12 protein-coding genes and 1 tRNA gene are annotated in these 12,515 nt (G+C 59.1%); 6 read left to right on the top strand and 7 right to left on the bottom strand.

What is annotated here, in order from left to right; all coding sequences use genetic code 11:
* Positions 1 to 8: 8 nt before the first annotated feature.
* The 7 genes from FVV99_RS13490 to hemA form a co-directional block, all read right to left on the bottom strand.
* Complete coding sequence (locus FVV99_RS13490; protein WP_148254612.1) at positions 9 to 1,301, bottom strand: NAD(P)/FAD-dependent oxidoreductase; 1,293 nt, start codon at positions 1,299 to 1,301, stop codon at positions 9 to 11.
* A 193-nt stretch (positions 1,302 to 1,494) separates the two neighbouring features.
* Positions 1,495 to 2,418, bottom strand: a complete 924-nt coding sequence (locus FVV99_RS13485) for a LysR family transcriptional regulator (RefSeq protein WP_148254611.1) — start codon at positions 2,416 to 2,418, stop codon at positions 1,495 to 1,497.
* Between the two features lie 17 nt (positions 2,419 to 2,435).
* On the bottom strand, positions 2,436 to 3,191 hold the full coding sequence (locus tag FVV99_RS13480; protein WP_148254610.1) for a HesA/MoeB/ThiF family protein: 756 nt from the start codon (positions 3,189 to 3,191) through the stop codon (positions 2,436 to 2,438).
* A 21-nt stretch (positions 3,192 to 3,212) separates the two neighbouring features.
* Positions 3,213 to 3,713: an Lrp/AsnC ligand binding domain-containing protein gene (locus FVV99_RS13475; protein WP_148254609.1), complete on the bottom strand. Its 501-nt coding sequence runs from the start codon at positions 3,711 to 3,713 to the stop codon at positions 3,213 to 3,215.
* 190 nt (positions 3,714 to 3,903) lie between these two features.
* Entirely contained in the window at positions 3,904 to 4,737 is an 834-nt protein-coding gene (gene prmC / locus FVV99_RS13470; RefSeq protein ID WP_148254608.1) for a peptide chain release factor N(5)-glutamine methyltransferase, read from the bottom strand.
* 14 nt (positions 4,738 to 4,751) lie between these two features.
* A complete protein-coding gene (gene prfA / locus FVV99_RS13465; RefSeq protein WP_148254607.1) occupies positions 4,752 to 5,837 on the bottom strand; it encodes a peptide chain release factor 1 in 1,086 nt (361 codons plus the stop codon).
* A gap of 28 nt (positions 5,838 to 5,865) precedes the next feature.
* On the bottom strand, positions 5,866 to 7,146 hold the full coding sequence (gene hemA / locus FVV99_RS13460; protein ID WP_148254606.1) for a glutamyl-tRNA reductase: 1,281 nt from the start codon (positions 7,144 to 7,146) through the stop codon (positions 5,866 to 5,868).
* Positions 7,147 to 7,317: 171 nt separating this feature from the next.
* On the opposite strand from hemA, the gene FVV99_RS13455 reads away from it, so the two are divergent.
* The 6 genes from FVV99_RS13455 to FVV99_RS13430 all read left to right on the top strand — a co-directional run bounded on the left by FVV99_RS13455 (position 7,318) and on the right by FVV99_RS13430 (position 12,504).
* The gene (locus tag FVV99_RS13455; RefSeq protein ID WP_148254605.1) at positions 7,318 to 9,057 is read left to right on the top strand and encodes a tetratricopeptide repeat protein; all 1,740 of its coding nucleotides are present in this window, start codon (positions 7,318 to 7,320) and stop codon (positions 9,055 to 9,057) included.
* Between the two features lie 29 nt (positions 9,058 to 9,086).
* Positions 9,087 to 9,692 (top strand): lipoprotein insertase outer membrane protein LolB, encoded by a 606-nt coding sequence (lolB, locus tag FVV99_RS13450; protein WP_236645413.1) that lies wholly within the window; start codon positions 9,087 to 9,089, stop codon positions 9,690 to 9,692.
* Positions 9,685 to 10,554, top strand: coding sequence for a 4-(cytidine 5'-diphospho)-2-C-methyl-D-erythritol kinase (gene ispE / locus FVV99_RS13445; RefSeq protein WP_148254604.1), 870 nt, complete (start codon positions 9,685 to 9,687; stop codon positions 10,552 to 10,554). The genes lolB and ispE overlap by 8 nt, the downstream gene beginning before the upstream one ends.
* An 81-nt stretch (positions 10,555 to 10,635) precedes the next feature.
* Positions 10,636 to 10,710, top strand: a tRNA-Gln gene (locus FVV99_RS13440).
* A 69-nt stretch (positions 10,711 to 10,779) separates the two neighbouring features.
* Positions 10,780 to 11,721 (top strand): ribose-phosphate pyrophosphokinase, encoded by a 942-nt coding sequence (locus FVV99_RS13435; protein ID WP_201745103.1) that lies wholly within the window; start codon positions 10,780 to 10,782, stop codon positions 11,719 to 11,721.
* A gap of 108 nt (positions 11,722 to 11,829) precedes the next feature.
* Complete coding sequence (locus FVV99_RS13430) at positions 11,830 to 12,504, top strand: 50S ribosomal protein L25/general stress protein Ctc (protein ID WP_148254603.1); 675 nt, start codon at positions 11,830 to 11,832, stop codon at positions 12,502 to 12,504.
* Positions 12,505 to 12,515 lie beyond the last annotated feature (11 nt).

Genomic DNA, 12,515 nt, shown 5'->3' with positions numbered 1-12,515 from the left:
CTGGACCTCTATAGGCGATCGCGCAGTTTATAAAAATTCGTTGCTAGTACCAGCAAGGGAGTGCGTAGCCAGCGGCCTCCGGGAAAGCGTCGGTGAGGCATGGCAGCAAAGACATCGAAGCGCTCGGCCTGTCCGGCAATGGCATCGGCCAGCAGTTGTCCCGCCAGACCGGCCAGTGCCATGCCATGGCCGGAATACCCCTGAGCGTAATATAGATTTCCCGTCAGACGGCCGAAATCCGGTGCCCGGTTGAAGGTGATCGCTACATCGCCTCCCCAACGATAGGCGATATCGACATCGCTCAATATGGGAAACAGGCGAGCGATCTTGGCTTCCATCCGCTCCTGCAAGCGACGAGGTTCTCGCCCGTTGTAGCTGACCTCGCCCCCATAGATCAGGCGACGGTCGCCGGAAAGGCGGTAGTAGTCGAGCACGAAGTTGGCATCCGACAAGGCATCGTTCTGCGGCAGCACTTGCGCTGCTTGAGTCTCGCTGAGTGGCTCGGTCGCAATCATGTAGTTAGCGGCAGGCATGATACGGCCATCGAGCTCAGGCACCAGACCGCCAAGGTAGGCATTCCCGGCCACCACCACGAAGTCCGCCGTCACACTTCCTCGTGCGGTATCGACGCGAGCCGGGTCATCCCGCTCGATGTGCAAGGCGGCACTACGTTCGTAAAGGGTCGCGCCGGCACGTTGCGCGGCTCGCGCCAGTCCCAGCGTGTAATTGAGCGGATGCAAGTGTCCCCCTTCCGCATCGTAAAGCGCGCCGGGGTACACATCGGTATAGACGTGCTCGCGTAGCGACTCACCCTCCAGCCAATCGAGCGCGGCATAGCCATAACGGTCTTCAAGGTCACTCTGAAAACCACGCAATTCACCGACCTGACGCGCCTTGACGGCAGCATGCAGGTACCCCCACTGGAGATCGCAGGGAATGTCATGGCGCTCGACGAGAGAGGCGGTCAGGCGCACCGCTTCGCGGCTCATTTCCCAGATATCACGTGCCCGACTCAGGCCAAGGACTCCCTCGATCGTCGAGATATCGGTGCCCAGACCAGGAAGAATCTGACCACCACTGCGTCCTGATGCTCCATAGCCGATATCACCGGCCTCCAGCAGCACGACAGCATAACCTTTTTCGGCCAGATGGAGTGCCGTAGAACAGCCGGTTACACCACCACCAATAACACAGACATCCGCCTTCACCTCGCCTTCCAATGAAGGCGTCGGTGCCAACGTTACCTGTACGCTATCACGGTAATATGAGGCGGGAATGTCGAAACTGGCAACCGCGGCCATGCACACCTTCCTTATCGCGACAGAGATTCCCTCTGTCCATTATTGTTGTTGAAATCGTTTCACCCAGTCGGTGGGCGTGAATGACTCGCTATCCACGATGCGCCATCCACGTGTGATTACAGTCTGCCACCAGACCACTACCAGATGTCAAGTATTCAATAACACATAAAATATATAGGAAGAAGTAACTGGATCACGGGTTCTTCTCAAGGACCTCGAAAAATGCCTCAAGAACTCGGTTAGGGCGGCGATCACGACGGGTAATGACGACAAATGGCGTCAAATAATAACCACCACTAACCGGCAATTCTCTTAGCCGCCCCATCGCTTCCCATGGCGCCGCCAGGTGGTCGGGGAGGTAACCGATATAACTTCCGGTGAGAATCAGGAATGCAGCACCTTCCCGGTCCGATGCCGTAGCCGTTCCACGCAGTCGCGCGTGCGGTTCGCGCGCCGTGTCCGGCAGCGGATAACCAGGCACCACGGCTTCATAGTCCCGCAACTCGACATCATCGAGCGTTTGCGCAGCCTCGCCGAACAAGGGATGGCGGCTGGCACAGTACAAGCGCGAACACTCACTGTAGAGAAATCGGGTTTCCAGACTCGCGAGGAGGTTGACCTGAGGCACGACCCCCAGGTGGAGCCGCGCATCCAACACCCCCTGAGCGATGGCATCCGGCGGGTCCATATGTATGTTGATGGCGACATCAGGCGCTTGCGCCTTGAGATCGGCCAACGAATGGGTAATGCGCATCTGGGGCAGACTGACCAGGTTATCGGTGATGCCGATATTGAGTTCGCCACGCAGCGTATGATGCAGCTCGTTGACCTCACCACGGAACGTCTCCAGTGACGCAAACAACCGCAATGAGGCTTCGTAGACGTGCCGCCCTTCTTCAGTCAGCGCGAACCCTCCGCGACCGCGTTGGCACAGACGTAGCCCCAGCCGCTTTTCCAGGTCATTCATGTGCAGGCTGATGGCTGGACGACCTATCCCGAGCACGACTTCAGCGGCAGTGAAACCGCCACATTCGGCGACTGCCTTGAAGACACGCAGTAACCGGATATCGAAATCGCTGACTTGTCCCGGTAATGGCGACTTCCGCTCTCCGGTCACGAGGCCTCCATTCAAGGTCACCGATTGGCGCAAACAGGGCAGTGGGGGTCACGGGGTACCTGAAAATGCCGCCACGTCCCCTGCAGGCCATCGAAGGTCGACAGTCCACGATGCGCAGCCCCGGCACCACTCAACACCTTGATGGCCTCGAGTGCCTGAAAACAACCGATCAATCCCACCAACGGCGCTACGACGCCATTCTCCGAGCAACGCAGTTCATCGTCATCTGCCTGCCCGGACTGAGGCGGGTACAGGCAGGCATAGCAAGGACTATCGCTCTGCCGGGGGTCGAAGACCGCCAACTGTCCCGAAAAGCGAATCGCCGCGCCCGATACCAATGGACGTACAGCATCGACACACGCCTGGTTGATAGCATAGCGGCTAGCGAAGCGGTCGGTGCAATCCACGACCAGATCGCTACGCGATACCGCACTCGCCAACACCTCACCTTCCAGGTGACTTTCCATCGTCTCGATACGGCAACCGTCATTGAGAGCCAAGGCCGCCATCCGCGCCGAATCCGCCTTGTTACGTCCCAAATCGGCTTGGGTGTGGGCAATCTGACGCTGCAAATTGGAAAGCTCGACAGTGTCCATATCCGCTAACGTCAGATGTCCGATACCGGCAGCCGCCAGGTACAGCGCTACAGGCGAGCCCAGGCCGCCGGCGCCAATCACCAGCACATGACTGCCCAACAACCGCTCCTGACCATCGATATCGATGGCATCGAGCATGATTTGCCGGCTATAACGCAGCAGGGCCTGATCATCCATCGTCTCGTGATCTCTCCCGACTCACTTGTCTTCCAGTTGGTCCAGTTCCGGCACATACAAGGAGAACTCCTCCTTGACTTCTTCCATCACCACGTAGCTCTTGGACTCCTTGACCCCCGGCAGGGTCAGTACGACATCCCCCAACAATTGCCGGTATGCCGACATTTCGGGAATGCGGCATTTGAGGATATAATCGAATTGACCCGATACGAGGTGGCACTCCTGAATTTGCGGCAGCTTGGAAACGGCCCGCCGGAATTCGTCGAAGACAGCAGGCGACTGCGTCTCCAGACTGATTTCAACGAACACCAGCAAATTGGCCTTCAGTGCCTTAGGGTCGAGTAGCGCCTTGTACCCGCGGATAATGCCTGCGCGTTCCAGGCGTTTGACACGTTCCAGGCAAGGCGTGGTCGACAGCCCGACTTGCGAGGCCAGATCTACATAGGAAATGCGAGCATTATCCTGCAAGCAACGCAGGATTTTGATATCGATACGGTCAAGTGAACGGGTTTTGGCTTTCATTGTGATCCATCATCCGAGCCAGTCGGACAGGCAGATAGTGTAGAAAATTCACCCAAAAACACGGGCCAGACTAGTCGTTGGTCGCGAACAACACTGCGCTCTTAGCGAAAAACAGCAGTATTGATTGCATCTACCTGCCATCAATATCACACCGTGGCGCATGGCTCCAGCCATTGCCGATCACTGCGGGTCAACGTCGACCTCGACTGACGCGATCACGCCCGGCCAGATCCGCTTGCGTCATGACACCGGTATAACCCGCCGCATGCAGCATCTCGCGTACCGGCTCGCCTTGCTCGGCACCATGTTCAAGCAATAAATGACCGCCTGGAGTCAGATGGTGCCGAGCCCGCTCGACCAACGTCTGCAGATCGGCAAGCCCTTGATCGGCGGACACGAGTGCCGAACGGGGCTCGAAACGTACATCGCCGAGCTCGAGATGGGGGTCATCATCTGCAAGATAAGGTGGATTGGCGGCAATGACATCAAAGTGACCGGCACCTACCGAACCGAACCAGTCGCTGACACGAAATTCGGCATTACCAACCGCCAGCCTGACCGCGTTGTGCCGCGCCAGTTCGACGGCTTCACTGACGATGTCGACCCCCAGGACGTACCACCGAGGACGTTCGCTGGCAAAGGCCAGTGCGATGGCGCCGGTGCCACAGCCCAGATCCAGGAAACGTCCCTCGGGGGAATTTGCATGGGTAAGCGCCACGGAAACCAGAGTCTCGGTGTCGGGGCGGGGAATCAACGTCGTCGGGGACGTTTCCAGCATCAACCCCCAAAATTCGCGACCACCAATCAAGTAGGCTACCGGCTGACCCTGGGCACGACGCGCTACCAAGGACTCGAAGCGAGCACGCTCGAATCCTGCCAGGTCGAAATCGCCCCAGGTGTAGAGCCAACTGCGGTCGACACCCAGGACATGACACAGCAACACTTCAGCATCACGCCTCGGACTGGAAGAACCAGCGTCATCAAGACGCGTGCCTGCATGTGCCAGTAATTCATCCAGACGCATTGGCCATACCTTCGTCAATCACCCTGCAAGGAGGCCAACTGCTCAGCCTGATACTCATGTAGCAAGGGGTCGATCACATCATCCAGCTCTCCCGCCATGACGTCGCCCAACTTGTACAGCGTCAAATTGATGCGATGATCGGTAATCCGCCCTTGCGGGAAATTATAGGTTCGAATGCGTTCGCTACGATCCCCTGACCCCACCAGAGAACGGCGCGTATCGGCCCGCTGCTGACGTTGGCTATCCACGGCTTCCTGTTTGAGTCGAGCGGCGAGAAACGCCATGGCTCTGGCACGATTCTTGTGCTGACTCCGCTCCTCCTGGCACTCGACGACGACTCCCGTCGGCAGGTGAGTAATCCGTACTGCTGAATCCGTCGTGTTGACGTGCTGGCCACCAGCACCACTGGCGCGAAAGGTATCCACTCGCAGGTCGTTGGTATTGATTTCGACGTCACCGACATCCCGCGCTTCCGGCATGACCGCCACCGTACAAGCCGACGTATGGATGCGTCCCTGCGACTCCGTCGCCGGAACTCGCTGCACGCGGTGAGCCCCGGATTCGAACTTGAGACGCGCATGCACCCCTTCGCCCTTGACCCGGGAAATCAATTCCTTGTACCCCCCTTGCTCACCATGACTGACACTGATGATTTCCACCTGCCAGCCCAGCCTTTCGGCGTAACGAGAGTACATGCGAAAGAGATCACCGGCGAACAGGGCCGCTTCATCGCCGCCGGTGCCGGCCCGGATCTCCAGGTAGACGTTACGCTCGTCATCCGGGTCTTTGGGCACCAACAAACGAAGTAGTGCCTCCTCCAGTTCAGCTAGCCGCTTGCGGCCTTCTGTCAGTTCCTCTTCGGCAAGCTCCCGCATGTCTACATCACTGTCATCGGCAAGCTGTTGCGCAGCTTCAATATCAGCTTCGACTTTACGGTAATCCTGCCAGGCCGCTACCAGACTTTCGAGCTCCGCATATTCCCGAGAGTAATCGCGAAACTCCGTCTGATCGGCAATCACGTCGGGATCCGCCAATAGTGCGGCGAGTTCCTCGAAGCGCTCATGGAACGAGTCCAGGCGCTGGCGCAGTGTCTCTTTCATGCAGGGTCCTGTGATAGTGAAACGGCCGTCACGAGTCGCGCGACTGGGACGGTGTCGACGAATCGAGCAAGAGCATCTCTGCGGCGGCAATAATGTCATGACGGTCGGCACCGGATGCCTCTCGCACCCCCAGGGTCGGCCCATGCATCAGCTTGTTGGCCAACTGTCGGGTCAGGCGAGACACGACTTTTTCCGGATCTTCGCCACGCGCCAATTGAGCCAGCGCCTGTGCCTCGGCTTCCGCTCTAACGGCTTCACCTTGCTCGCGATAACGTCGAATCAAATCACCGGCTCCTCTGACACGTCGCTCATGCTGCCAACTGCCCACACCGTGTTCGATCAAGGATTCGGCCTGATCGGCGGCCAGTTGTCGATGGCGCCGGTTCTCTTCGATGACTTCGTGCAGATCATCGACGGTATAAAGGAAGACATCGCCCAACTCACCGACCTCTGGCTCGATATCCCGTGGCACGGCGATATCGACCATGAACACCGGACGGTGCCGACGCTTTTTCAAGGCTCGCTCGACCATGCCCTTGCCCAGAATCGGCAGCGGCGATGCCGTCGAGGAGATGACGATGTCAGTTCGTCCCAACATCGCCGGGATTTCATCCAGCGTGATGGCCTGACCTTCGGACTGACCGATAAGCGCTTCGGCACGCTCACGGGTCCGGTTGGCAACGATCAGTTCACGCACTCCCGCCTCACGCAGGTGCCTTGCGACCAGCTCGATGGTTTCCCCCGCACCGATCAACAAGGCCGAGGAACGTGAAAAGTCGTCGAAAATCCGGCTTGCCATACTCACGGCCGCATAGGCGACCGATACTGGGTTCTCACCGATACCGGTCTCAGTGCGCACCTGCTTGGCGATAGCAAACGTATGCTGGAACAGCCGTTCCAGCTCCCCGCCCAGCCCACTATGCTCGCGAGCCATCTGGTAAGCGTCCTTGAGTTGCCCCAGAATCTGCGGCTCGCCCAGAACCATGGAATCGAGCCCCACGGCCACTCGCATCACGTGACGCGCCGCATCAGCATCAAGGTAATGATAGGCACAGCGCGACAACTCCTCGATCGGCAAGCCGTGGAAACGGCCCAGCCAGTCGAGAATTGACTGTTCACCGCGTGTATCCTCCGTTACGCAATACAGTTCGGTTCGATTGCATGTCGACAAGACAGCGGCTTCCCGCACGGCGGGTAGCGAGCGCAATTCGGCCAATGCCGACTCCAGTTGTGCCGGCGTAAAGGCGACCTGCTCCCGCATATCCACGGCAGCCGTATTATGATTGATTCCCAGGGCCAACAGCGTCATTCAGTCACGGTCTTCGCTAATGCTCATCAAGGCGTCACGGCAAGGGAATCTTGCCAGAGGTTCTCCATTCTATCACAGCCCACATCGCTGACACGCCCCGGCCAATGCAATGCTTTGCCCGTGACGATCGAGCCGTTATGCTGAGCGCTCGGCATACTGAACGAGGCAACCATGCGCGCAAGCTTGCCACTGTCCACCCTGGCACTCGCCAGCCTGCTCTCCCTGACTGCCTGCCAAGGCTTGCCAATGACGGCGGCACCCGAGCGGCCGGCAACAGACCCGATGGCTGGGGCTCCGCCCATTGAAAAGGGCCTGGATGCCGACGGTCTGGCGACACTATTGACGGCTGAGTTTGCCGGTCAACGCGGTGACTACCAGCGTGCCAGCCGCGACTATCTCAAGGTCGCCGAACGCTACGATTCCATCGAACTGATCGAACGCGCCGCTCTGGCGGCCCGTTTCGCTGATGATCGCGAGCTACTCGAATCGATCACCCAACAGTGGCAACGGCTTGCCCCGGATGCCGAGGCGCCGATGCGCTTGCTAGGCAGTCTGGCGCTTCAGCGCGGGGACTGGGAAGAAGCGCTTAAGCAACGTCTTGCCTTGATCGAGCAAGGGGGACAGGGTGAATTGACGGATTTCGCCAATATGGTGATCGATCAAGGTGTCGCTCTGGATCCGCTATTGGAACGCTTGCATCGTTTTCTTGATGAACGCGGCCACCGCCAGCACCCACAATACCCCGACATTGTGCTGGCCACGGCACAACTCGAGGCTGCCAGCGGCAATACCGATGCAGCCCAGGCACGTCTGGAGTCGCTGTCGAACGATTACCCTGAGTTGCCGCAACTCTGGCTCGCCAGGAGCAACATCGCCATCGAGAACGACCGGCCAGCCGCAGCGCGTGAGGCGGCACAGCGCGGCCTGGAACTGGCACCAGACGACGATCGCTTCATCCTCCTGCTGGCCCAAAGCGAACTCATGCTGGGCAACCCGGATCGGGCCGAAGTCCAGACCGACACACTGTTGGCACGTCACCCGGACAATGAAGACCTGCGCCTGGCAGTGGCACAGCTGTACCTGGATGAAGACCGCCCCGCTCCGGCACGTCGTCTGCTACTCCCCCTGGCCAATGCAGAGACGCCGCCTCCTCGGGCCTTCATACAACTGGGGCAAATTGCCGCCGAAGCCGGTGAAACCGACAACGCCCTGCTTTATTACCGTCAGGTTCCCACAGGAGAGCAATTCATACCTTCGCGACTGCTTGCTGCACGCATGCTGATCGAGGAAAACCGACTCGATGATGCGCGTGAATTCCTCCGTATCGAACGACTACGACATGAAGCGCAAGCACCTGACCTGGTATCGCTGGAGGTCGAGCTGCTCGATGATGAAGGATTGGACGCACAAGCCGACCGTCTGCTTGACAGATCGATCGAGACTTACCCCGACACGACACACTTGCGCTACCTACGCGCCATGCGTGCTTTCGAGGATGGAAACATCGAAGCCATGGAGCGGGATCTCCAACGAGTGATCGATCACGAGCCTGACAATGCCACGGCGCTCAATGCCCTGGGCTATACCCTGGCCGATACGACAGAGCGGCATGCACAAGCCCGCAAGTTGATCGAACGTGCGCATGAACTCGAACCGGACAATCCTGCGATTCTCGACAGCCTGGGCTGGGTCCACCACAAGCTCGGCAACCACGAGCGTGCGCTGCCCTACCTCGAACGTGCCTATGCTGCCATGCCCGATCAGGAAGTCGCCGCCCACCTGATTGAAGTACTGTGGGAACTCGACCGTCGCGACGAAGCCCGACGACTGCTCGACGAGAGCATGGAGCGTTTCGAGACGAGACCACGGATCGATGAACTGATCAACCGGCTGCCCGATCTGACACGATGACCTTCCCCCGAATGCGAATGCGAGTGCTCATGAACCGATTGTTACTGCTGTTACTGTTCACGCTGCTATTGGCCGGTTGTGCTACCCGCCCCCCTTCTTCCGAAGACGGTCCCCAACCCGGTGAATGGGACGACCAACTGCCCCGGGTCGAAGCGCTGGAACGCTGGCAACTGGTCGGCAAGGTTGGGTTGCGCCTGCCCAACGACTCCACCAGTGCCAATCTCGACTGGCACCAGGGCCCCGCATACTACCGTATGCTCCTGAGTGGTCCCTTCGGTAGTGGTCGCACCGTACTTGAAGGACGCAGTCGTGGCGTCACCTTGTCGACCAGCGAGGGCAGATTCGAAGCAGAAACGCCTGAAGCCTTGATGCAAGAGCAGCTCGGCTGGTCGCTCCCCGTATCATCTTTACATTATTGGGTACGCGGTCTTCCCTCACCCGATGGTGGAGAACGGCTCGACAGGGATGACCAGGGGTTTCCCCAACGTCTCGAACAGGATGGCTGGGACATCGAGTATCGCGACTGGCTGCTGGCCGATGAATTATGGCTGCCGCGACGACTCATCATGACCCGTGACGACGTACGAGCCACACTCGTCATCAATGAATGGCAACCACACGACCGCGATGACTGAACCAGCAACCGGCGAACTGAGCCTACCCGCCCCCGCCAAGCTCAACCGCTTGCTACACATCACGGGCAGGCGGCCCGACGGTTACCACGAACTGCAGACGCTGTTTCAATTCCTCGATATCGGCGACACCCTGCATTTCCGATGCCGTGACGATGGCATCATCCGACTGGCAACCCGACTGCACGGTATCGCACATGACGATAACCTGATCGTCCGGGCCGCCCGACGCCTGCAACAGGCAACCGGAACGGAATATGGCGCCGATATCCGTCTGGATAAGCGTTTACCGATGGGCGGAGGCCTGGGCGGTGGAAGCTCCAACGCCGCAACCACACTCGTCGCACTGAACAGGCTATGGCAACTGGACATCGATGAGGATCGCCTGGCGTCCATGGGGCTCGCACTGGGTGCCGACGTACCGGTCTTCGTCCGAGGGCGCGCCGCGTGGGCCGAAGGTATCGGTGAGCGATTGATACCAGTGACACTGGATACCCCCTGGTTCCTCGTCGTACACCCTGGCGTATCGATCGCGACGGCTGACGTATTCCAGGCGCCACAATTGACACGCGACACCCCCCCGATTAGTATGGCGCGCGCACTGCAGGGGGGCGTGTCGACCTGGCACAACGATTGCGAGGCGGCGGTAAGAGCACTGTATCCGCCAGTCGATGACGCCATTAGGTGGCTGTCGGGCCAAGCGCCAACGATGCTGACCGGCACGGGGGCGTGCGTTTTCGCTCGATTGACCAGCGAACGACAGGCCGATAGCATACTGTCCCGACTGGTTAGCAGTTGGCAGGCCTTCAAGGCTCGCGGCTGCAATTTGTCCCCCCTCCATGCTGCTTTGGGATGTCGCACCTGATAGCGAACAGACTTGAATCATGGCAGCTCCCGTGTGGCAGCAGAAGGCGACGCGACGATCGCGCCGCCAAGCATGAGTTACTGGGGTATAGCCAAGTGGTACGGCAGCGGTTTTTGGTATCGCCATGCGCAGGTTCGAATCCTGCTACCCCAGCCATTTCTCGCCATGCGCGTGGACTGTCGACATCCCAGCAAGAGATCCCCAAGACTGCAAAGGTGGCTGCGCGTGTCTAAATTGATGGTTTTTACCGGGAACGCCAATCCCGAACTCGCCCGAAAGATTGCCGAGGGACTGGACAATCGCCTCGGCCATGCCACGGTCGGACAATTCAGTGACGGCGAGATCGCGGTCGAAATCAATGAGAATGTCCGTGGCAAGGACATATTCATCCTGCAGTCCACCTGCGCGCCGACCAATGACAACCTGATGGAATTGATCTTGATGGTGGATGCGCTACGCCGGGCCTCCGCCACGCGTATCACGGCCGTCATCCCTTACTTCGGTTACGCTCGCCAAGATCGCCGCGTCCGTTCCTCGCGAGTGCCGATTTCAGCCAAGGTCGTTGCCGACATGATGGTCAAGGCAGGCGTCGACCGCGTTATGACCATGGATTTGCACGCCGACCAGATTCAGGGATTCTTCGACGTCCCCGTCGACAACGTCTATGGTTCTCCGATCTTGCTCGACGATATCGAACGCCAGAACTACGACGATCTCGTCGTCGTCTCACCGGATGTCGGCGGGGTGGTTCGGGCCAGAGCCATCGCCAAACAGCTCAATGCCGACCTGGCCATCATCGACAAGCGCCGCCCCCAGGCCAACCAGGCTCAGGTGATGCATATCATTGGCGATATCGATGATCGTACCTGCGTCGTCGTCGACGACATGGTCGATACTGCCGGCACGCTATGCAAAGCAGCCGAAGCGCTCAAGGAGCACGGTGCTCGCCGAGCCGTCGCCTATGCCACGCATCCGATACTGTCGGGACCGGCCATCGACAATATCAGCGGCTCCGTGCTCGATGAACTGGTCGTGGCCGACACGATCCCGCTGTCCGAGCAGGCACGTCGCAGCGGCAAGATTCGTCAGTTGTCAGTGGCCGGCTTGATCGCCGAAGCGATCCGTCGCGTCAGCAATGAAGAATCCGTCAGCGCCATGTTCCACTAACGTGAGAACATAGCGCCGGGTACGCACGCCTACGGGCGATAATGGAAGCGCTGGATCTGGTCGCGGGCCCAAGCGTTTTCCTTTTTTAACTAATGAGGTTACCAACCAATGTCAGATTACACACTTACGGGCAATGTTCGCCACGACCTGGGGAAAGGTGCGAGCCGCCGCCTGCGTCGTGCGAACCTGCAGGTGCCGGCCATCGTCTACGGTGGCGAGAAGGCACCGCACGCCATCGCCATCGACAAGACGGTCTTTTACAAGGCGATCGAAGAAGAGGCGTTCTTCTCTTCACTGATCACGCTCGACATCGAAGGCAAGAAAGAGCAAGTCGTGGTGCGTGACTTGCAGCGGCATCCTTACAAGCAGCTCGTCACCCACGCCGACTTCCTGCGCATTGATGCGTCCCAGGAACTGACCATGCACGTACCGCTGCACGTGGTGGGCGAAGAAAACTGCCAAGGCATCAAGGAGCAGGATGGTCTTCTGCACATCCTCGCGACCGACGTCGAAGTCAGTTGCTTGCCCAAGGATCTGCCTGAGTACCTGGAAGTCGACATCAGCGAGCTTGGACTCGGCGACACACTGCACATCTCGGATCTGAAGCTGCCGGCAGGCGTTTCCTCCGTTGCCTTGTCTCATGGCGAGGATCATGACGCCGGTGTCGTCAGCATCACCCATCCGACTCGCGGTACGACCGAAGCTGCCGGCGAGGAAGACGAACCTTCCCAGGATGCGTCGGATAACGGCTCTGATGGTGGCGAGGAAGACAAGAGCGAGTAAAACGGAGTCGA

This window comes from Aidingimonas lacisalsi, from assembly GCF_008079445.1.
Classification (GTDB): domain Bacteria; phylum Pseudomonadota; class Gammaproteobacteria; order Pseudomonadales; family Halomonadaceae; genus Aidingimonas; species Aidingimonas lacisalsi.
The sequence above is the reverse complement of the archived record's forward strand: the minus strand, read 5'-3'. Positions and strand labels throughout refer to the sequence as shown.